Source organism: Actinopolymorpha singaporensis, from assembly GCF_900104745.1.
GTDB lineage: Bacteria > Actinomycetota > Actinomycetes > Propionibacteriales > Actinopolymorphaceae > Actinopolymorpha > Actinopolymorpha singaporensis.
Map to the genome: position 1 here is coordinate 4,030,515 of NZ_LT629732.1, position 20,951 is coordinate 4,051,465.

Below are 20,951 nucleotides of genomic sequence, written 5' to 3' on the forward strand. Positions count from 1 at the left end.
ACCTTCACCGTAAGCTCGTTCATCTCAGGAGTCCGCGCCATGGCCCGTTATCCACACGCCGACTGGGATCCGCTCCCGGAGGCGAACACCCAGCCCCGCATCCGACCATGGGGAGCCGTTCTGCACACGGCAGTCTCCAACGCCAAGAACATCAAGAGTGTCTGGCTACGGTCGTCGATCGAGAGCCACTTCTACGTCGCCGAGGACGGCAACGTCCTGCAGTACGTCGACACCGAACGCGTCGCTCACTGTCAGTTGGACGGTAACTATTTCGGTGGCGGCAGAGGACACATCAGCATCGAGACCTGGGACGGCGCCGGCCGGGTCTGGGACGGCAAGGACGTCCGCAAGGTCCCTCGATGGAACGACCACCAGATCGCCGCGATGGCGAACCTGCTCGTCTGGTTGAGAGACACCCACGGCGTGCCCTTGGTGAAACTGCCTGAGATCTTCGGCCGCGGCATCGGCTGGCACGCGCAGTACACCAGTTCCAAGCCGCCACGGTTCAACCAACACCATGCGTGCCCCGCACCCGCACGGATCGCCCAGGTAGGAGACGTCATCTCCGCCGCCGTCGCCGGGGGACAGCAACCCGAGCCACCGCGCCCGCCGGGGTCGGCGGTGAGCCTCGCCGCCGTGACCAGGGCGGCGAAGCTGGACCCGAAGCGGCCGCAGGGTGCGGTCACGCCCGGAGCGGCGGACGACGTACGGCTCGTGGAGCGTGCGCTCGCCGCCGAGGGTCTGCTGTCGTCGCAGTACGCGAGTGACGGTTCGTTCGGCACCCGCACCGTCGCCGCCTACGCGCGATGGCAGCGGCGCTGCGGCTACTCCGGAGCAGACGCGGACGGAGTTCCCGGATCGGAGAGCCTGAAGAAGCTGGGGGCCAAGCATGGATTTCGCGTCGTTGCCTGAACGGTTGGAACTGCGGCGGGTGGGCCGGTTCGTCGACTCGACCCGGCTGGCTCGTGAGCCGCTGCTGACCCGGGCCGCGGTGGCCGGCTCGGTCACCGCCCTGGCGGCCCTCGCGAGTGTCAGAAGCGGAGCTGTCGGAACACGCGACCGTCGGGTCCTTGGCGTCGCCAGTGTGCTGGCGCCGGCCGTCGTCTGGGCCTGGGCTGTCACCTCGGCGCGCGCCCGGATCACGCCCGTCGACAGGCCGGCGGACCACGCCGGCAACCGACTCGTTCCGGCGGGCCTGCGCCACGATGTCGAGGACACCGACGAACTCCTCGAGTCTGCGGATGTGTCGGTGACGCCCGCTGGTACAGCCCCGAACTGAACCGACGCCAGGTGGGTGGCGGCCCCGACCGCCACCCACCTGGCTCGCCTTCCCAACCGGCTCGCCTGGACTGACTGTCGCAGCGGACGCTGCCACCTTGTCCGCCTGCGGCAGCCGCCTATTTCGTGACCGAGACCACGGGAGTGGCACCGTTCCACTTCAGGCGCGCGACATACATCGCACGATGGAACGACGGGGTGTTACGTACGCCGTGGAACACCACAACCTCGCCCTGCCTCCCCTCGGTGAGGAACGACGCGCCCCCCGGGCCGATGGCACTTCCCTTCAGGCTCCGGGTAGTCATCAGCGGCTCTGTTGCCTTCGTCCAGGGCCCTGCGAGTGAACTCGCCACGGCGTAAGCCGTGGTGTAGGTCTCGTTCCACCACTGCCCGTAGGAGTAGAACATGTAGTACCTGCTCTGGTGCCGCACCAGGAACGGTGCCTCGATGAGTCCACCTTCGACGTTGGGATCGTTCTGCATGGTCCGCACGGGCTCACCGATCAGCGTGGTGCCGTTGGCTGCGACCCGTTGCAGGTAAAGGTAGGTGGGTTGGCCGATGGCGTTGCCGTCGTTCTTGTAGGTGATGTAGCGGTCGCCGTCGGCGTCGACGAAGGTGGCGGCGTCGATGGCCCCGCCCTCCTCGGTCGGGCAGATCAGGGCGCTGTCGCCGACTGGTTCGAACGGGCCGCCGGGCGAGGTCGAGCGGGCAGCGCCGATGCACTGTCTGCCGGAGGCCGTGTGCCGTGCCGTGTAGTAGACGAGGTAGCTGCCGTCGTCGAGCACGGTCACGTCTGGCGCCCAGGTGAAACCCTCACTGGCCCAGGACCCGAGCGTGGGCAGGCCGTCCGCCGCGATCGTCCACGTCCCGTACAGGCCCTCCGCCGAAGCGACGGGCATGTTCCGGCCATCGGCGTTCGTGGAGTAGGCGTAATAGCGCTCCCCGGCTCGAAGCAGCGAGGGGTCCGGGAAGTCATGGTCGATGGCGAGATACGGCTGGGGTTGGGAGGGCGGTTGCCCTTGCGCTGGAGCGGCTGGGATCAACAGGGCGCTGGTGGCCCCGGCGAGGGCGACGGCAACGAGGATGTGGCGGAGACGCCGCATCGATGGCTCCTTTGTTCGACCCGCACCAGGCGAAGTGCCTGGACCGTACGCCGCACGCTAGAGTCACCGGCCGCGCATTTCAATGCCTCAGGAAATTAAGTTTCCAGTATGCTCCCCTCGTGACGCAATCGAGGGCAGTCCCTGAAGACGCGGTGTTCGCTCGCCCTTCGGTGACCGAGGTCATGGCCACGCTTGTCAGGCATGGGCCGATGTCCCGCCTCGCCGTGGCGGAGCGCGCCGGCCTGACCTCGCCAAGTGTCACCAAGGCTGTGCGGCTACTGATGGACGCGGGGTACCTGGCAGACGTGGCCGCGGAGGTTCGCGGCGAACCTGAGCCGACCAGGATGGGACGGCCAACCCATGTCCTCACGCTGCGGCCGGAGCGTGAACTGTTCGCGGGCGTCAACATCACCGGCGAGGCTGTGATCGGCACAGTGGTCGACCTCGGTGGAACCACGCGGGCCCACCGGCGAGTGCAATGCCGATCGCACGACCCGCACGACGTGTTCGCGGTCGTACGCACGCTGATGGCGGCCATGTCTCGCAGCCTGGGTCGGCGAAGTCGGCGACTGCACACGATCTGTGTCGCGTTGTCCGGCGACGTGGACCGGGCGCGCGGTACCTCGCGGTACTCGCCGTTCCTCGACTGGCACGAGGTCGACGTGGCAGGCCCCGTCGAGCGGCTCACGGGTATCAGAACCATTCTGGACAACGATGTCCACGCTCTGACGGTCGCCGAGTTCTGGTCTGGTGCAGGACTGGGTGCGGAGTCGCTGGCGCTGGTGACGGTCGGTAGCGGCGTCGGGTGCGGTCTCATGCTGGACGGCAAGATCGTTCGTGGTGCCTTCGACGTTGCCGGCGAACTCGGCCATGTCATCCTCGAGGCGGATGGACCAGACTGCCGGTGCGGGCGGCGCGGCTGCGTGGAGGCGTATGCGGCCGAGCACGCCATCAGCCGCCGAGTCAGCGCAGGCCTCAAGAGGGAGACGACCTTCGACGAGGCGGTTGCCCTGGCCACCGCGGGACGTCAGGAAGCTCGCGCGGCTTTCGTCGAGGCGGGCACCGCCCTTGGTCGCGGCATCGCCACTCTGGCGAACATCACCGGACCGCAGCGAATTGTGGTCAGCCCGACCCGCGAAGCGGCGTTCGACCTCATGGCCGGCTCGCTCCGGCGCAGCTATGCCGCTTGCGCCTATGGGGCGGCCTCTCGAGCCCGGCTCGTGATCCGGCCGACCGGTGAGGACGACTGGTCACGTGGCGCCGCCGTCGCCGCGATCGAGGCAAGGTTCAGCCAACCTTGACGTGGGTTCGTTCCTTTCCGGCGGAAGATTAATGCCGACCCATCCACCTTGATCACGAGGCTGCGCGGCCCCGGTCACGTGACCGCTCATCCGGGACCGGTGCTCTGCATTCGGCATGGCCACTCCGATGGCGCGTCTCTCCTGTACGAGTTTCCTCTCAAATTGGTACGCACCACGGCTTGCCGTCCGTCCCGGATCTCTGGCCGGAACGAGCCAAGGACTGGACGCAAACCCAAGAGGTTGTCTATACCAATCGGGGATGGCTCCAGGGGCCTGAAGTAGTGACTCGTGACCGACCGGTGGTCCTGGCCCCACCGACTCTGCCAGGTGAGGGAGCTACCTGTCGGAGAACGACACAGCACGGAGGTGCACATGCTCAGACGGAACTGGGCCGGCACGCGTCGGCGACCGTTGTGCCGCACGCTTCGGACGGCCTCGGTCCTGGCGGTGGTGATCGTGGCGCTCGCGGCCGGCGGCCAGAGCGTTCCCGCGGCTGCGGCGGCCCAACGACCGGAGCCGCGGAATCTCGCCGCCGGGCGCGGATACACGTGGTCGCAGGCACCCGATGCTGCCTACCCGGACTCCGGCATGGAACTCACAGACGGCCGGTACGGACGCCTGGACCGCAGTGACCAGGCGTGGGTAGGGCACACGCGCGGCAAGACCCGCGAGGTGGTGATAGATCTCGGTGGCAGGAAGTCCGTGTCCAGGGTCACCGCCCACTTCATGCAGGACTGGCCGACCTCCTCGATACTTGTTCCGCTCACGGTGTCGATGTACGTGTCCAACGACGGTGCGTCGTGGGCGAAGCTCGGGGACAGGGCCACTCAGCTGCTCTGGGGTGACGGGCCGCCGCGGGACGAGACGTACTCGTGGGACGGTGCGGCCGACGGATTCCCTGACCACAACCTCAAGGGCACGATGGCGTACGCGCGGTTCGTCAAGGTGACGTTCTCCGTGCACACTCGCGCGTCCCAACTTCTGGACGAGGTTCAGGTCCTGGGCTTCGACGGTCGGACTGAACAGGCAGTGACTCCGCAGCCGGATCATCCGGCGTACCTCAAACCGGGCCCTGATACGGCCGGAATCAGCGACCTGGCCCTTCTCTACAACGGATATTACCCAGGCGGCAGAGGGGACTGGACCAAGGACCGGATCATCCCCTACCTCGAGTATGTCAACACCTCCGGGAATCCGGAGGGCCGGCTTTTCGACGGAATCCTGTATCTGGGTCTCCGTTCACCGAATGGCCGCGACTTCGGGACTGGCGAAACCAAACTTCCCGACTGGAACTGGTACCTCGAGAAGACGTTCGCCACAGAAGGCGACCTGCAGCAACTGAACGAAGCTTCAAAGAAGGTCGCCGACGATCTGTCCAGGCCCGACCTGAGGACCAAAGTTGTCCTGATGATCCCAAATCCCGGCGAGTTGCAGACCGACTTCGGTGATGTCGACGACGACGGCGTGTCCGAGAACGTCAATGAATCCTCCGTCGGGAGGGAACAGGCCGTGGAGAATCGCGAGAAGATCGTACGGTGGTGGATAGATGCCCTCAGGAGTCGTTGGGCGAAGGCCGGCTACTCCCACCTGAAGTTGTCCGGGCTCTACTGGTTGGACGAGCAGGTCAGCACCAGCGCGTCCGGCCCCGAGACGCTGCGGCATGTCAGCGCGGCGGTCCATGACAACGGTTTCAAACTCTTCTGGATCCCCCATTTCCTCGCCTACAAGAGCTACATGTGGTCCGACGTGGGCATAGATGCAGCCGCCTTTCAGCCGAACTACTTCTTCGAGGAGATGGATCCCCTGCGGATTGACGATGCCTCAGGGATCGCCAGGCGGTACGGAATGGGTGTGGAGGTCGAGTTCGACGAGCGGATGCTCACTGATGACGTCTTCCGCAATCGCTACATAACGTATCTGAATGGCGGAGTGGAACACGGCTACATGAGGAATGCGTTTCTTGCCTACTACCAGGGCAACGACGCTGTTCTCCAGGCTGCGAGGAGCGGTGACCCGCGACAGCGGATCCTCTATGACTGGCTCCACGACTTCGTCCGGGGCACCTACAAACCGCAGACGACCAACTAGGGTGCAGGAAAAGACCAGCACCGGGACCCTCCGGCGCGTGGGCCCGGGACCAATGGTCCCGGGCCCACGCGAGTGCGTTGGACCAGGCGTCGCGGAACTCCGGGGACTTCTCTCCTGATCGAGGGCGCCACGTGTCCTGGGTGCGCGCGGTTGGCCGCTACCGCGCACTCTGGGCGGCAACTGCTTGACCGCCGGCGACTGCACCACCGGCAACGCCTTCGACCAGGTACCGCTGCGCAAGCACGAACACGAAGACCACCGGCCCTGCGACAATGATGATGCCCGCCGAGATGAGCGGCCAGTTCTGGACGTTCTCGCCCAGGAAGGAGTAGAGGCCCCTGGTGACCGGCCAGAGGTCTTCGTCGGCGAGCATGACCAGGGGAAGGATCATGTTGTTCCATGCCGCAACGAATCCGAAGACGCCGAAGGCCGCCAACGCCGGCTTCATCTCGGGGATGATGATCGTCAGTATGAACCGGAAGTACCCGCAGCCGTCCATGGCCGCTGCCTCGTCACGTTCGCGAGGGATCGTCCTGATGTAGCCGACGAAGAAGAAGAAGCCCGCACCCACGAGGCTGTTCATCACGACGTACCCCACCATCGAGTTGTACAAGCCGAGCGCTTGGGCCTCGATGAACAGCGGGATCAACCCGACAGGGAGGAAGCCGGAGAAGACGAAGAGTCCGTACAGGAGGTTGGTCCGCTTGAAGTATCCGCGTGCGATGGGGAAGGCGAGGAACACACCGAGGAGGATGCTGACAGCTGTCGGCACGCTCGCATAGACCAGGCTGTTGACCAGTTGCCGGGCGAAATCCCCTTGCTGCCATGCGTCTGCGAAGTTGGTCGCCGTCCATGTCGACGGAGGGCCAGTCGGGTTACGCAGGAATTCCGTGTAGGGCTTGAATGCCTGGACCGTCAAGTAGACGAGCGGCAGCGCGAAGATCCCAGCGCTCACCAGGATGTACGCGCCATGGCGACCGAGAACCTGCAGAATGGAGCGTCCCGTACCGACCATCCTCGCCACGGTGCCCTGGTCGGTCCAAGGCGAAGCAGCCACTCCAGCCTGCCCTCGGTCCACGTCCTTGGTGATCTGGTTGCTCACAGGGTCACCTCACGGCGTCGCAGTGCAAGCAACACGCCACCACCGATCAGCAACGTCAGAAAGAACTGCACGATCGCGATCATCGAGCCGTACCCCAGTTGGCTACTCGTGCCGAAGGCCGAGGTGAACATGTAGACGCCGAGCGTCTTGGTGCCGAAGTTTCCTTCGGTCAGGACGAGCACGAGCGCGAACTCACCAAGCGAAGCCATCGAGGTGAGGAAGACGCATACCGTCGTTGCCGGGGCGAGTAGCGGCCATGTGATGTGCCTGAAGGTGCGGAACCGTCCGGCTCCGTCCACGGAGGCGGCCTCGTACGACTCGCGGGGGATCGCCCTCAGGCCTGCGATGAAGATGATCATCCCATAGCCGCAACCCATCCAGATGGTGATTCCCATGATGAGTAACAGCGAGATCTTGGCAGACCCGAGAAAAGCCGACTGTATGCCGAATGCGTTACGGAACAGCTCGCCCACGGGCCCCGACTCCGGGTCGAGGAGCAACGAGAACATCCCGCCCACGATCGGAACGCTCAAGATGCCGGGGAGGAAGATGATCGCTCGGTAGAAGGTGAACGACCGCCCGCGGCGCTGGAATATGAGCGCGAGGCCGAGTGACAGGGCAGTCTGGAAGACGGTGACGCCCACAGCGAATCTCACCGTCGTCCACACGGCGCCGGCGACGTTGGACAGGAGACTGGTGGCCGCTGTCGCGTAGTTGCACAGGCCACAGACGTTCAGGGGGGTACCGGGAACCCCGGAGTACTGTGTGAACGAATAGAAGAAGGTCGCGATCGACGGATAGAGCCCGAACATCGTCCATCCGATGGTGGGCACTGCGATACTCAGCCATGGTATCCATGCTCGCGTCCGCCTTGTCCCGAACGGGCAGGAGTTTGAGCTTGCCATCCGACTATGCCTTCCGGGCCTTCGCGTAGGCATCGGCTGACCGGCGCAGCTCGTCGTTCGCGCTCGTCCTTCCTACGGGCACCATGTCTGCGAGGACTGGTCCGCTCGCCTCGGGTGCCGCACCCGTCGGAACCCACGGACCGGGAACGTTCAGGCAGGCGTCTTCCTGATGCTCGTTCAGCCAGTCCATCCATGGCACCTCTGTTGTCGTCACGCCGGGCTGTGTCGAGTTGGAACCGGTCGCCGCCAGCCACTGCTTGTAGTTGTCCTCACGGGAGAAGAACTCCAGCCACTTCATGGCGAGCTCCTTGTTGGGCGCCGACGTCGGAACGACCCACGACAGGTCCGGATTGAGCACCACCCGGTTGACTGCTGCAGCGTTGCTCGAGGGCATCGTGAAGAAGCCGAGATCAAGCTTGGGGTTGGCCTTGACGATGGTGGCCGCATCGAACGTTCCATCGATGAGGAACGGGAAGTCGTCCTCCTTCACCGCCCATACGCCCGGCGCGGTCAGGGCTGACACGCCCGAGGCGTTGCGCTGGGCGTACTGCATGACCTTCAGGTACTTGGCGGCCACCTCGTGGTACAGGGGATCGTTCCAGGTCGCCGCACCCTGCCAGAACGCCTTGGCCCTCGCCGCACCGACCTCCGCGGCTCTTTCGGACCGTTTTCCTGCCATCAACGTCTGGGTCAGGATGCCGTGCCAGACGAACATCTGGTATCCGTCCTTGGCAGCAAGGAAGAGCGGAGTCAGACCCTTCGACTTCAGCGTGTCGAACGCCTGGATCAGCTCGTCCCAGGTGGACGGCAGTGGCACGCTGTGCTTCTCCAGCAGCGCCTTCTTGTAGAACAAGCCCCCGTAGGCGGGATACTGAGCGGCCATGAGTCCATACTGGCGGCCCTCGTAGCCGAACGCGTACTGCTGCTGGGACTTCTCGTAACGCTTCATGAACCCGGTGTCCGTCAGGTCAACAGCCTTACCCGCAGCAACCAGTGCCGCGAAGCCACCCGGCTTCTGCTCGGTGTACTTGGGCGGGAACGCCGAGGGGGTCAGCGCGAACTGGGCGACGATGTCGACCGACTTCGCCGCCAACTGGCTGTTGACGAGTGCGCCGTAGGCGTTGTTCGGGTTGGGGGCGTGGCGCATCGTGACCGTGACGCCTGGGTTCTCCTTCTCGAACGCGGCGTTGATCTTCCTGGTCACTTCCACCGCGGGCACGTTCGTCCACTGCACAATGACCAGATTGTGCTTGGCCCTCCTGGTCGGCGCGGCCTGCTCGCCGACCGTACAAGCGGCGACTGACGAGCCACCGACCGCAGCGGCGGCCAGCCCCAAGCCTCCACGGAGGACTGCCCGTCTGTCCATGGCTCGGTTCATGACTCGTCTCCTTCGGGTCGTGGGGTGTTGCGCCCCATGCAGGCGAGAATCTCCTCGGCCGCGAGAGCGTGTCCGCGGTCGTCGGGATGGTTGATGCCGTTGTTCAGCAGGGTTTGGTATGGCACTGCCTCCAGTGCCAGATGCTCGTAGCGTCTCGAGACATCAGCGAGTGCGATCTGCTCCGAGTGACAGAAGTCGCGTAGGAACCGCGTGTACGGACGTTCGTCGGTATCTACTACAGCGTGACCAAAGCGCATCATCGAAGCCATCGTGAAGTGAGGCGTCGTGATGAGCAGTTCCGCACCGATCGCCTTGGTTCGGGACTTCAGGTCAAGGTAGAGACCGGGCCACGTCTTAGGGTCGAGTTCGGCATCGTTCACGAACTCCACGATCACCAGATGTGGTCTCGCCTCGGCGACTCGCGACCAATGACAGCGGGCTTCCTCACTTCGGCCCAGCCACTGCGCGGAGTTGGAACCGCCGACCGCCACAGTCGTGACCCGGGCGTCGGCACCCGAGGTTCGTAAGCCGTGCTCGACCAACGCGGGGAAGGATGCGCGGTCGGACGTGGCATCGCCGCCCGCGGTCACGCTGTCTCCCCAGCACACGATCCTTACCTCCTCGCCGGCACGCAGCCGGGCGCTCGTGGAGGCAAGCAGGTGTTGCTGAGGCACTGTGACCGTCCGCGGCGCATCGCGTCGCAGGAGCACCTGTGCGTCGCGGCCATCGCCGAAGTACGGGACGAAGACGGTGGCCACAAGCCGTGCGCCGTCGGGATTGGCGGGGCGTCGCGGCGTGGTGAGATGGCTCTGCCCTTCGACGATCGTGAGCCCGCCGGTCGCGGACTCCACGACACTGTCGATGCGCAGAAGGGAATACGCGTAGTCGACCTCGCAGCCACCCGTGGCTGCGTCCAACAGGCCCATCGTCCCCCAGACGTCGTCGACTGCATAGTCGACTCCGGGTCGGAGCGTCCGCCCATCGAGAGAACGCACAATGACGCTGTGCGGGTCGAGCGCTCCGGGCGCAGGGATCGAGGCCTGACCACGGTGGCTGGTCAGCACGCCACGTGGCGCGCGGCCTGAGATCCAACGGTCTGGAACCGTGTGCGGAAGGATCAGTTGCTCGCCACGAACGAGACGCCTTTCCGCGGGTTCGACGCCATGCCTCACCAACTCACGGACGGCTTCGAGCATTGGCTGGTGGACGTCCGGCCCCGCGCCCCCGCCACCGTCCCTTACGGACGACGGTCCGGGCCGCCGCTCTTGAAGTGCCATGCTGTCGTCGACCTCCACCGATTCGAGAAATCCGACCGACCCGGTTGCGCATCGCGGTACGACCAGCCACAGCACACGCGGTCCGGGCCTTGGAGCGCTCCAAGGCCCGGACCTTATGATTTCCTAGGAGGCGGTGTCAACGGTTTGGGCAGATACTCCAGATTGGGGCGCGTGCATGGCAGTGACCATTGAGGACGTCGCACGGCGGGCAGGGGTGTCCCGTGGGACCGTGAGCAACGTTCTCAACCGCCCCGATGTCGTCTCCGAGGCGACCAGGGCCCGTGTGCTGGCGGCGATGAGTGACCTCGACTTCATCCCGAGCCAGCCTGCCCGCATGCTGGGGGGCCTGCGTAACCGCAGTATCGGCCTTGTCATGCACGATGTGGGCCATCCCTTCTTCGCGGAGATTGCGCGCGGCGTCGAAGACGTCACGATCCGCGAGAACTACGTCCTCACCTTGACGAGCACCCGCGATGACGCTGAGCGCGAGCGTTCCTCGCTGCGTCTTCTGATCGCCCAGCAGGTGTCAGGGATATTGCTCATACCGACGGCGTCAGGAGCGGGAGAGGTACAGCAGGTGCGAGAACGAGGCGTCGCGGCGGTCCTCCTGGACCACGAGGGTGGCGCAGGCGAGTGCTCGGTCGCCGTCGACGACATCCGTGGCGGGATAGCGGCAACCCAGCACCTGCTGAGCCTGGGACACCGTCGGCTGGCCTTCGTGGGAGGCCCAGGACGTGGCCGGCAGCACTCCGATCGACTCAGCGGTATGCGCTCCGCCTTGACTACGGCCGGCGGTCGGGTGCGACCGGGAGTTCAGGTCGTCACTGTGCCGGCGGACACGATCGCCTGTGGCGAAGAGGCGGCCAGGAGCCTGCTGGCTGACAGCGCGAGGCGTTCCCGGCCCACCGGGATCCTGTGCGGTAACGACCTGCTGGCAGTCGGGCTGATGCGCGGCCTCGGCTCGGCCGGCGTCAGCGTTCCGGATGACGTGGCAGTTGTCGGCTACGACGACATCGAGTTGGCAACGCTGGTTGGTACGCCGATCACCTCGGTCCGCCAGCCGATGTACGAGATGGGCCACACCGCCGCCGAGTTGTTGGTCAGCGAGATCCGCGACCGTGGCCACACCCACCGCAACGTACGGTTCGTACCGGAACTGGTCGTTCGCGACTCGACGGTGAGGCCATAAGCGGCCGGGCACGGATCCCGAAGCGACGGTTGCTTGACTCCGAGTGGGCGCGAGCCTAGCTTGAGTCGCGTTGGAGCGCTCCAGAGCCTCGGCGGCGTCCGGGCTCAGTAGACGGCGCACGTCCGCACGAGCCCGTGCCGGCAGCGGCTGGAACCTTCGCCGGGTGCTTCAGAAGACCTCATCTCATGGCCGTGCAACTCCACACAGTGGTTGGAGATGTCAATGAACGTCGGACCCGACGAGCACAGTGCAGGAATCAAGCGCAGGACCCTCCTGCTGGCCGGCTCGGGCGCGGGACTCCTGGGCCTGGCACACGTGGCGTCGGCCGGGGAAGCCTCGGCGGAGGGAGCTCGGCTCCACCTGGCCGAGGACGGCCGTACCCGCTACCAGGTGTACTGCGGCGCCGACGAGGACGCGACGGTACTTTACGCTGCCAACGAGTTGGCGTCGTACCTCAAGTCGATCACCTCGGCCACGTTTCCGGTCGTGTCCGGCGACACACCGCCTTCGGGTCCGCCCTTGTTGGTGGTGGGACGGAACAACCCGCTGTCCGCGCGACTCGGCAAGTCCGTCGACTACGCCGCCCTCGGCGAGGACGGTTTCGCTCTACGCGCTGTCGCCGAGACGGTGTTCATCGCCGGCGCGAACCCCAGGGGCACTCTCTACGGCGTGACCTGGCTACTTGACCGCGTACTCGGCGTCCGCTGGTTCTCGGCCGATTACACCAGGATCCCGGCACAACGTACGCTCAAGGTGGCCCGCGAAAGCCTGAACACCGACGAGGTACCACGCTTCCGCTACCGCCAGATCTACGCGGGTGACTCGATAGACCCGGCGTACCGTCACCACAACTTGCTGAACGGCAACCGTGGCTTCGAAAACCACCCGGTCCCAAAGCATCTCGACACCTGGTCGACGTACTGGCCGGCCGACCCGTTCGGCGGAAACTGGCAGGAGATGGTGCCTGACGAGAGCCTTTGGTATGGCGGGCAAGTCCTGGCAATGGATCCGCGTACCCGTGAAATGGCTACCGACAACCTGGTGAAGAAGCTCCGGGAGCGGATCGCCGCGGGCCTGGATCCGTCGTGGGGTTTCGAACAGGCAGACAGAGGCTGGGATCCCGATCCTGCGAGCAAGGAGTTCGCCAGTCGTCACGGTGGTGCCCTGTCGGCGGCCGTGGTCGACCTGGCAAATGACGTTGCGGCCCGCGTGCGCCAGCAGATCCCGGAGGCCCGACTGAGCACGCAGGCGTACTCGTTCAGCTTCAGTCCGCCGACGGGAATCCACGTGGGCGAGGGTGTCGTCATGACCGTGGCCCCCATCCAGGCGAACTTCGCCCACTCCCGCTTCGAAGGCGACAACGCGGAGATCGGCCAGACGCTCAAGAAGTGGTGCGAGGTCGCCGATGACATCGTCATCTGGGACTACACCGTCGACTTCGCGTACTACATCCAGCCGTTCCCCGACTACTGGTCCTTCGGTGCGACGGTGCAGGGGCTGGCAGAACACCCCCAGGTCGGCGGCTACTTCGCGCAGAACGCCTACAACGCAGCCGGCACCGAATTCGCCGAGCTGCGCACCTGGGTGCTCGGCCGACTGTTGTGGGACCCGAGCCTGGACCCGGACGCGCTGATCCGGGAGTTCCTTCGCGGCTACTACGGGCCCGCAGCCCAGACCATCTACAGCTACATGAAGCTGATGCGGCAGTCGGTCGAGGACACCAACACCCGGCTGGTCTACAACGCGACCGTGAACTCTCCCTACCTGCATTTCGACACCATGCTGCAGGCCGACAAGCTGATGGCCAAGGCAGAGGAACTCGTTCGGAACAATCCGGATCTGCGCGCACACGTGCAGGCCGTCCGGCTCTGTGTCGACTTCGTCATCCTCATGCGAGCCGCCGAGTTCGTACGCATCGCGAAGTTGAGGGGCCTGCAGTGGGACCCCGATCTGGAGAACCGGCTTCCGCGCTTCGAGGAGGAGGTACGCGTCGCCGGCCTCACCCGCTCCGGTGAGTTCGGCATGACGCCGGAGCAACTGATCCGACAGCTCCGCATCGCCTCCGCCCCCGCGACCCCGCCGGCGACTGCTGCCGGCCTGCCGCTGGAGGACTGGGTGGACTTTCAGGAGCCGGCGCTCAAGCTGTATGGGCCCGTGACCACGATCCTCGATGACCCCGACGCCTCGAACGGCTACACAGTACGCATGCCAGGTAACCGGCCCGACTGGGGCGTCCAGCTCACCCTCGACGGCCTCCCAACCGAAGGCACGTGGAAGGTCTACATCTCGGTGCGCGCCGACACCGGGTCCGCCGCACCCGAGGCAACCGCGATGGCGGCGGGAGTATGGCCACCCTTCGGCAATGAGCGGACCATCACGGTCTCGGAGGTCTCCGACGGCAGCTACCACGAGCTCGAGCTTCCCGGCACCTATCGGTACGACGCCGAGAACATCGAGTACGTATGGGTCTCCCCGCCGAACTCCGCCGAAATCCCGTACGTCTATGTGGACCGCATCTTCGCCGTGAGGGTATGAAGCAACAGCACGGTCGGGACGCGGTCACGAAACCGAAGAGCTGGAGGAGCATTGTCGAGCAGTGACGCGATCGTGTGCCGGCAGCCAGGAAACATCGAGTGCGCGAAGCTCGGCCTGGCCGCGGTTGGCCCACGGCAGGTGGTTGTACGGACCCTGATGTCAGCAGTCAGTACGGGCACCGACAAGTGGGTCATGCGCGGCACCTTCGGCTCCGGCAACGTCAGCTTTCCGGCCGTCCCCGGATACCAGCGCGTCGGGATCGTGGAGGAGATCGGATCCGAGGTCGCGGGACTCCGGATCGGGCAGCGGGTTGTGGCGACGAGCGGTCTCGGCTACGTCGACGTGAGCTCGTCCTGGGGGGCGCACTCCTCGCGGTCGATTTCCGACGCCGTGGACGTCTATGACGCCGAAGGGCTACCGGCGGAGAGGTCGGCGTTCGTGGTGGTCGCTCAGGTCGGCTACAACGCGGCGTCTCGTCTCCTCCTCCCCGCCGGCGCCCACGTCCTCGTGGTTGGTGACGGAGTGATCGGCGCGTCCGCGGCCTTCGCGTGCCGTGCCCGTGGCTTCGACGTGCTCCTGGTCGGCCGGCACCGCTCGCGCCTGGAGGTACTGGGTCGAGCCGGGTTCGAGACGCTCAACGGGAGAGCAACGGACCCCGAGCCCACACTGGCGGAGTTCGCTCCGGAAGCCGTCATCGACACCGTGCAGAACACCGAAGCATTCGACATGTACATTCCACGGCTCCCGCGCCGGACCGGCCAGGTCGTCTACAGCGGCCATTCTCCCGGAGGGGTGACCGCATGGGGCGACATGGCCGTCCTGCAGGAGCGCGAGCTCACCGTCCATTTCGTCTCCGGGATCACCGGTGACCGTGTCAGGGCAACCCTCGCCCTCATGCGAAACGGTCAGATGCCATCCGAGCAACTCCTCGGCACCGTCGCGCAGGGGCCTGACGATGCACGTGCACTGATGAAGAACGTGAGCGAGGGTCGCCTCGAACCCGTCGCCGCGGCGATCGACTGGACGTGGGCCGCATGAGAATCGCGATCACCGGCGCGGCTGGTTGGCTCGGCCGATACGTAACGGCCGCCCTGGAGACCAGCCACGAACTCGTTCTCATCGACAACGTCGCCCCCGAAGAGGCGACGATCTTCGATCCGTCTGCGCCGGGAGGGCGCAGACGGTTGCCGTTGTCGCCGAGTTGGCCGTACCACCACCTCGACATCCTCGACGACGAGGGACTCTCGCGCGCCCTCACGGACGTCGAGGTGGTGGTGCACCTTGCCGGCCGTCCCACGGGTGAGTGGGAGAACGCCAAGGCCACGGTGATGACGAACATCGTCGGGACGTTCAACGTCTTCGACCAGGCGCGGATGGCAGGTGCTCGTCGAGTCGTCAATGCGTCGAGCATCAACGCATTCGGGACGTTCTACTGGCGGGTCAGTGGCCGATCACCGATGCACCGATCCCTGCCGCTCACCGAAGACGAACCGGTCACGCCAGAAGATCCGTACAGTATGAGCAAGGCCACCACCGAAGTGCTCGGAGCGACCTTCAACCGGGCGTTCGGATTCGAGGCCGTCAACCTGCGCTTCGCCGGTGTGTGGTCGGAGTCCACCTACGACGCGGCGCTCGACGCAGGCCTTCCTGCCACCAAGGAGTGGGCTGACGACCTGTTCCAGTGGGTACACGTCCTTGACGTCACACAGGGGATCACCAAGGCTGCGCTCGTCGACACGGTCGTTCCCGTTCCGATCACACTGGCTGCGGCGGACACCCGGGCACCCGAGCCGACCTTGGAGGTGCTTGCCAAACTTCGGCCGGAACTGATCCAGTATCTGTGCGAGCCTCTGCCCAAGCGTGCGGGACTCCTCTCCATCGCCAGGGCCAGAACGTTCCTTGGCTACGAGCCTCGGTATTCCCTGGATGCGGCCGTCCGTGACCTCTCCTGATCGCGCCACGTGTCCTGGGTGCATGCGGTAACCGACGCCGGGGCCTCTGCGGGCTCTGGCTGGTCACCGGGACCGAAGTTGCCGTGGGTCAGCCGAACATGTGGGGGAGGAGGTTCGTCAGACGCCCGGGAGAAGTGGACCCGACGAGGCGGTGACAACCCAGGCGTTGCTTGTCGGCGCCAACCCAGAACGGGACCAGTCCGGGCACGATCACGCGCACGACATGGAGGTCGTCGCCATCCCATGACGGGGCCTGCAGCGAGTGGGCGTAGGTCTCGTACCCGGCGTCGGCGAGCAGGCCGACGAGTCTGGCGGCCGCTGACCGGTCGGGTGGTGGTGGGTCGCTGTTGTGCGGGCCGGAGGCGGACGAACCTGAGTGGGTACCGATGGCCGGATCACCTGCGGCGTGGCCATCTGCGGTTGACGCCTCATCGGGTTGCGGATGCCGCACCACCGCGGTGAGGAATCCTCGGAGGGTGTCGTGCAGCGGACCTCGGCTGTACAGGCGGTAGTGGTCCTCGCCGGTCAGGACCATCCCTCGCGGCAGGTGAAGGGTCTCGCTCGAGTCGGCGACGGCCAGCCAGCGAAGCCGGGCGCCCAGCTCTCGTAGAGCGTGCGCCGCCGCCCGGCGCGGATCCAGGTCGCAACCAAGACCCCAGGCGAAGGAGCGTTCGCGCAGTGCGATGAGCAGCACGACCGGTATGCCCAGGTCGTAGGTGAGGTCGCAGGCGAGGACGTCGTATCCGAGCAGGCGTACCGTTTCCAGCTCGTCCGCGATGGCTGGCTCCAGTCGCTGTGAGGCGATGCTGTGGGTGGGCACGTGGCGATGCCAGAAGAGCATGGCGCTGTCGCGTTCGACGACCTCGCTGATCGCGCCGCAGAGTGCCTGCTCGTAGGTCGTACCCGCGGCCGTCCCGCTGGACGTCTCGACGACCAGGCGTCCCCGGGTCACGGCGGCCCGCGGATAGACGAACTCCACCGGGACTAGTCGGCGACGGCCGGTCCGCACCTCCGTCACCTGTACCCACTCCAGGGACTGATGCGGTACGAAGGGGGTGACAGGGCTGCCGGCGGCGCGGTACTGCCCTTCGGAGTACAGGCCGAGTTGTTCGGGACAGAGAGCTTCGGCGCCGAGACGTACGTAGCTGTCCACGGCCGCCACTGGTACGGAGGTCGGGGCGAACTGGGCCGTACGCTCGACCAGTTCCATGACGGCCCTGATCGCGGCGGCCTGCTGATCTCTGCCGGCGCCGCACCCGATCAGACCTCCGGCGCCGGCCGCGTCGGCGATGTAGCGAGACGTGCGTAGAGGCCAGGCGGCATCGTCGGTGACGGTCAGCCGCGCGCCCAACTGTGCGGGGAGGTCGCTGATCACGGCTGCCCGTCTCCCGATGTTCCGAGGACGACCGCGTAGAGCACCACCTCGTGGGGGCCGCACAGGCCGAGCTCGGCTGCCAGGTCGTCGTCTCGGAAGCCACACAGGGGAAGGGCGGCGATTCCCAACGACGCTGCCGCGAGCAGGAGGTTCTGGGCTAGATGGCCTGCCTCCAACAGAATCATCCGGTACGCCTTGGCGCCGTACTTCGCAAGGGCGGGAGCGGACAGGTCGCAGGTGAACGTGATGACCACCGCGAGCCCGTCGACGGGGTGGTCGTTCAGTAGCCACCGCAAGCGTGTCGCGGAAACCTCGCCCCCGTGAGGGATCAACTTGTGCCCGCCCGGCGCGTATCGGTATGTGCCCGGCGCCAGGCCGCCGATCCGTGCCGTGAGAAGCGCCACCTCGACAGGAAAGAGCGCACCGGCCGACGGGTACGGCCGAGATCCGGGCGGTGCACCTGAGACGGTGGGCAGGAATGGTACGTCCGCCGGGCGGATCGCGTTCGCCAGCAATGTCGAGAGATCGTCGGCGGGTACGGTGCCTCCGGTGAAGGCGCGCGCGGACCGGCGTGACGTGAGCGCTTCGGCGAGTGAGCCGCGCAGCTTCTTCGGAGGAGCCAGTGAGACGGATGGCTCGCCGTAGTCACGGACCTCGCGTGGCAGGTCGGCCACAGGCGGGCTGGCAACGGGAGAGGGCGGTCCCGATGTCGTGGCTGCGTGCAGGGCCACCAGGTCCGGCGTGAGAAGGTCCGGAACGAGAACAGCCTCGCGCAACAACTGGTTGACAAGGTTGCCGTCGCCCACCGCCGTGCGCAGGTGTTCGTCCTCGACCGGTGACCGAGCCAGGACCGCCACAGTCCGCAGCGCCTCAGCGGCATCGGGGAGGGTCAGCACGTGGTCGCCGCGCTGAACGACACCGTCGGGGCCGTGGGTGCTCACGAGCACATCGGGAGCGAGGCGCACAGTTCGGGACACGGGGTGTGCAACCGTTACCGCGTCGGTGCCGAGTGGACGAGCCTGTCCGCTGCCACCAGGGCTTTCAGCGCGAAGGCTGTCGTCATGGTCCTGCTTCCATAGGTGACGGGTCCGTCGACCGTCGGGAAAACGATCCAGGGCCGCGGGTCCCAAGTACCGTCGGCCGCCTGGCTACGGACAAGTGCGTCCAACCCGCGGTTCACCGGTGCCTCAGAGTCCTTGGCACTCCCCGATTCGAGAATTCCCAGCAGGGCAAGCGCAGTGTCCAAGGGGTCGGGTTGGCCCTCGCCCCAGGAGCCGTCCGGATTCTGTCGTGCGTACAGGAATCGGCGCGCGTGCGCGATCGCCTCGTGACCAGGCAGGAGTTCGGCGAGCACGGAAACCGCGCGGAAGGTGCCGTAGTAGGGGCCGGCGTACCACTTGCTGGTCCAACTGCCGTCCGCCTCCTGTGCGCCGGCCAGGTAGTGCGCGATCTTCCGCAGAGGTACGGCGAATCGCACCCGGTCGTAGCGGAGCAGACCGGCGGCGAAGTTGGCCACAACCTCGCTGTGTACGCCCCACCCGCCCATGACCGGAAGGTACGCCCGCACTGCCAGATCGGCCGGGGAGGAGCCACGCGGGTCGATGATCCAGGTGTTGATCCCACCGTCGGGTTCCTGTTGGTCGGAAGCCAGACGGGCACCCTCCTCACAGCTGGCCGCCAGGGCCGGATCGCCGTACCGCGAGAGAACCTGGAGGACCTGGCCCAGGTCGTCGAGGTCAGGTGGCAGCTCCTCCACATCCGCGATGTAGTTCCAGCCACCTCGGACTGATCGGTGCTTCGCTCGAAGTATCTGCACCATGTCAGTGGCCAGGTGAGTGGCGGGAACAGGTAGGCCGGCATCGCGCGCGTCGAACAGCGCGTCCACGGCGACCGCGCGAAAGGACAGCACCGCAGGGTGCTCCTCGTACCGGACGCCGTCGTTGGTCAGCCGGGGAAACCGGAGGTGATGCGCCGCTTCGGAATAGTCCGCGTCGGCCGAGCGGAGAATTGCACCGGTCGCCGCCACGGCGCTGCGCAACCGGTCATCCGTTCTCCGCGCGGCGGTTGGGCCCCTCGACATGCTCCCGTTCGCCGGGTCAGCGGTCGATCCGTCGGCTGCCTCGCCGGCGCTCCAGCCCGTCCAGGCACCCACGACCATCCGTCCGAAACGTCGCAGCGGGGTCGACGAGATTCGGCCAAGCGTCGAAACCACCTTGTCGGCCGCCTCGGCACCCACGACGTAGAGGTCCTGATCGCCGCCCTGACTTGCGGATCCCTGGTCCAAGAGCGCGTACAGACGGTGAAGGAACACGTTTGGGAACCCGCAGCGATCGTCCTGGACGAGGTCCACAAGGTCGTCGGTGAGCCAGAACAGTTCGCCGAGCGCGGTGACGTCCTCCTCGATCTTCGAACACGCTGGGAGGCCAAGGGCTTCCCGTGCCAGCTCCGCACACTGCCACAGTGCCCATGTGGGGCCGACCGACTTCCACCGCACTGCCTCCGCGAACTCGTCCGGGTCGGCTTTGGCGCCGCCGGCCGAGACTAGTTCGGCACGAAGCAGTTCCCCGACGGTGGCTCCGAGGCTGTGCCACGTCGAACTCGTCCCGCCGGCACCGACGAGCGACCAACCTTCCTCCGCGCAAACTCCGACGAGTCCCATCACGACTGCCAGCAACGGGTTGCCGATGGCGCGATGTGCGTGCGCGATGCAGGAGCGCGCTGTCTCCTCCGAGGTGAAGAGGCCTGCCAGCAACGTGGGATCGAGAGCGTCGGCGGCCGGGCCGACGGAACCCATGTCATCGACGAGGTAGTCCAGCAACGAGATGGCGGTGTTGAACGCCGCACCCAGAACCACAGCGCGCGGGGCCAGGCCGTGCGCACCAGCTTCGAGGGCGCGGGCCTGCGCAGCACCCAGTCCCAACATCAGCGGAAGGCGCGACCACAGGTATGCGTCAGAGCGAGCGGCCTCGAACCCAGGTATGCCGAAGGACGCCCGAAGTCGTTCCGCGAACACCTGGTCGCGCAGTTGCAGTCCCTCGGTACGGAACGACTCGACGTTTCGCCGCAGTGTCGGACCATCGGCCCGGAAGCCCGCAGCCGTCAGTGTCGTACGGACGTAGGCAAGCCAGTGGTCATGGCCCAGAACTCCGCGGTATCGCTCCGCACCGGCGCACCTGGATCCGTCAGGGTGAGGTGAGCAGGTGCCGGTCACGACCATCCACCATCCTCGACGTCGGCTGGATCCACGTGCCGGACCCAACGGTCGAAGGCCGAACCGTCCACGTCTTCCCCCGCCCCCGCGAGGTCCGCGAGCTTCGCCGTCAGGTCAGCTTCGGAGACGACGGGAAAGTAGTACAAGGGCACCAGCTCCCGACAGTCGCCGACAAGCAACTTTCTGCCTCGGATGGTGAGTTGCCCGTCGGATCCGAGCACCGCCACGAGGTCGTCGAACGATCTCAGTGGCTGTCG

At 66.1% G+C, this 20,951-nt stretch carries 17 protein-coding genes; 8 read left to right on the forward strand and 9 right to left on the reverse strand.

Annotated elements, in window-relative coordinates; genetic code table 11:
- Positions 1-39 precede the first annotated feature (39 nt).
- Together BLU27_RS18165 and BLU27_RS18170 are read left to right on the forward strand one after the other, a co-directional pair.
- Positions 40-912 (forward strand): peptidoglycan recognition protein family protein, encoded by an 873-nt coding sequence (locus BLU27_RS18165; RefSeq protein WP_092654861.1) that lies wholly within the window; start codon positions 40-42, stop codon positions 910-912.
- Complete coding sequence (locus BLU27_RS18170) at positions 905-1,279, forward strand: hypothetical protein (RefSeq protein ID WP_157728637.1); 375 nt, start codon at positions 905-907, stop codon at positions 1,277-1,279. Before BLU27_RS18165 ends, BLU27_RS18170 begins: the two co-directional genes overlap by 8 nt.
- A gap of 118 nt (positions 1,280-1,397) precedes the next feature.
- Here BLU27_RS18170 and BLU27_RS18175 read toward each other — a convergent pair whose 3' ends face one another.
- Positions 1,398-2,381, reverse strand: coding sequence for a glycoside hydrolase family 43 protein (locus tag BLU27_RS18175; RefSeq protein WP_092654863.1), 984 nt, complete (start codon positions 2,379-2,381; stop codon positions 1,398-1,400).
- 119 nt (positions 2,382-2,500) lie between these two features.
- Here BLU27_RS18175 and BLU27_RS18180 point away from each other — a divergent pair, with 119 nt between their 5' ends.
- Entirely contained in the window at positions 2,501-3,682 is a 1,182-nt protein-coding gene (locus BLU27_RS18180) for an ROK family transcriptional regulator (RefSeq protein ID WP_206744620.1), read from the forward strand.
- Positions 3,683-4,129: 447 nt separating this feature from the next.
- Positions 4,130-5,770, forward strand: coding sequence for a DUF4855 domain-containing protein (locus tag BLU27_RS18185; RefSeq protein ID WP_241827501.1), 1,641 nt, complete (start codon positions 4,130-4,132; stop codon positions 5,768-5,770).
- A gap of 157 nt (positions 5,771-5,927) precedes the next feature.
- Here BLU27_RS18185 and BLU27_RS18190 read toward each other — a convergent pair whose 3' ends face one another.
- The 4 genes from BLU27_RS18190 to BLU27_RS18205 form a co-directional block, all read right to left on the reverse strand.
- On the reverse strand, positions 5,928-6,872 hold the full coding sequence (locus BLU27_RS18190; protein ID WP_241827502.1) for a carbohydrate ABC transporter permease: 945 nt from the start codon (positions 6,870-6,872) through the stop codon (positions 5,928-5,930).
- Complete coding sequence (locus BLU27_RS18195; RefSeq protein WP_241827503.1) at positions 6,869-7,705, reverse strand: carbohydrate ABC transporter permease; 837 nt, start codon at positions 7,703-7,705, stop codon at positions 6,869-6,871. The genes BLU27_RS18190 and BLU27_RS18195 overlap by 4 nt, the downstream gene beginning before the upstream one ends.
- Positions 7,706-7,781: 76 nt before the next feature.
- Complete coding sequence (locus BLU27_RS18200) at positions 7,782-9,113, reverse strand: ABC transporter substrate-binding protein (RefSeq protein ID WP_157728638.1); 1,332 nt, start codon at positions 9,111-9,113, stop codon at positions 7,782-7,784.
- 38 nt (positions 9,114-9,151) lie between these two features.
- Complete coding sequence (locus BLU27_RS18205; protein ID WP_206744621.1) at positions 9,152-10,450, reverse strand: SGNH/GDSL hydrolase family protein; 1,299 nt, start codon at positions 10,448-10,450, stop codon at positions 9,152-9,154.
- A gap of 157 nt (positions 10,451-10,607) precedes the next feature.
- Here BLU27_RS18205 and BLU27_RS18210 point away from each other — a divergent pair, with 157 nt between their 5' ends.
- The 4 genes from BLU27_RS18210 (at position 10,608) to BLU27_RS18225 (ending at position 16,108) form a co-directional block, all read left to right on the forward strand.
- Positions 10,608-11,621, forward strand: a complete 1,014-nt coding sequence (locus BLU27_RS18210) for a LacI family DNA-binding transcriptional regulator (RefSeq protein WP_092654868.1) — start codon at positions 10,608-10,610, stop codon at positions 11,619-11,621.
- A 222-nt stretch (positions 11,622-11,843) separates the two neighbouring features.
- Positions 11,844-14,156 carry a DUF4838 domain-containing protein gene (locus BLU27_RS18215; RefSeq protein ID WP_172804987.1) on the forward strand — a complete coding sequence of 771 codons (2,313 nt, stop codon included), beginning with the start codon at positions 11,844-11,846 and terminating at the stop codon, positions 14,154-14,156.
- Between the two features lie 138 nt (positions 14,157-14,294).
- Entirely contained in the window at positions 14,295-15,194 is a 900-nt protein-coding gene (locus BLU27_RS18220) for an MDR/zinc-dependent alcohol dehydrogenase-like family protein (RefSeq protein ID WP_277869314.1), read from the forward strand.
- The gene (locus tag BLU27_RS18225; RefSeq protein WP_157728641.1) at positions 15,191-16,108 is read left to right on the forward strand and encodes an NAD-dependent epimerase/dehydratase family protein; all 918 of its coding nucleotides are present in this window, start codon (positions 15,191-15,193) and stop codon (positions 16,106-16,108) included. Before BLU27_RS18220 ends, BLU27_RS18225 begins: the two co-directional genes overlap by 4 nt.
- Before the next feature lie 88 nt (positions 16,109-16,196).
- On the opposite strand, the gene BLU27_RS18230 is transcribed toward BLU27_RS18225, so the two are convergent.
- Genes BLU27_RS18230 through BLU27_RS18245 form a run of 4 tightly spaced genes read right to left on the reverse strand, consistent with a single transcriptional unit; the run spans position 16,197 to position 20,921 of the window.
- Positions 16,197-17,483: a YcaO-like family protein gene (locus BLU27_RS18230; protein ID WP_092654872.1), complete on the reverse strand. Its 1,287-nt coding sequence runs from the start codon at positions 17,481-17,483 to the stop codon at positions 16,197-16,199.
- A complete protein-coding gene (locus tag BLU27_RS18235; protein ID WP_157728642.1) occupies positions 17,480-18,424 on the reverse strand; it encodes a SagB/ThcOx family dehydrogenase in 945 nt (314 codons plus the stop codon). The genes BLU27_RS18230 and BLU27_RS18235 overlap by 4 nt, the downstream gene beginning before the upstream one ends.
- Positions 18,425-18,474: 50 nt before the next feature.
- Entirely contained in the window at positions 18,475-20,700 is a 2,226-nt protein-coding gene (locus BLU27_RS18240; protein ID WP_092654874.1) for a prenyltransferase/squalene oxidase repeat-containing protein, read from the reverse strand.
- Positions 20,691-20,921 carry a hypothetical protein gene (locus tag BLU27_RS18245; protein WP_092654875.1) on the reverse strand — a complete coding sequence of 77 codons (231 nt, stop codon included), beginning with the start codon at positions 20,919-20,921 and terminating at the stop codon, positions 20,691-20,693. The genes BLU27_RS18240 and BLU27_RS18245 overlap by 10 nt, the downstream gene beginning before the upstream one ends.
- Positions 20,922-20,951 lie beyond the last annotated feature (30 nt).

What these genes read in the sequence shown, in the direction of transcription:
- BLU27_RS18165 (WP_092654861.1), top strand. Translation starts at nt 40, where the DNA reads ATGGCCCGTTATCCACACGCCGACTGGGATCCGCTCCCGGAGGCGAAC.
- BLU27_RS18175 (WP_092654863.1), bottom strand. Translation starts at nt 2,381, where the DNA reads ATGCGGCGTCTCCGCCACATCCTCGTTGCCGTCGCCCTCGCCGGGGCC.
- BLU27_RS18210 (WP_092654868.1), top strand. Translation starts at nt 10,608, where the DNA reads ATGGCAGTGACCATTGAGGACGTCGCACGGCGGGCAGGGGTGTCCCGT.
- BLU27_RS18215 (WP_172804987.1), top strand. Translation starts at nt 11,844, where the DNA reads ATGAACGTCGGACCCGACGAGCACAGTGCAGGAATCAAGCGCAGGACC.
- BLU27_RS18225 (WP_157728641.1), top strand. Translation starts at nt 15,191, where the DNA reads ATGAGAATCGCGATCACCGGCGCGGCTGGTTGGCTCGGCCGATACGTA.
- BLU27_RS18240 (WP_092654874.1), bottom strand. Translation starts at nt 20,700, where the DNA reads ATGGTCGTGACCGGCACCTGCTCACCTCACCCTGACGGATCCAGGTGC.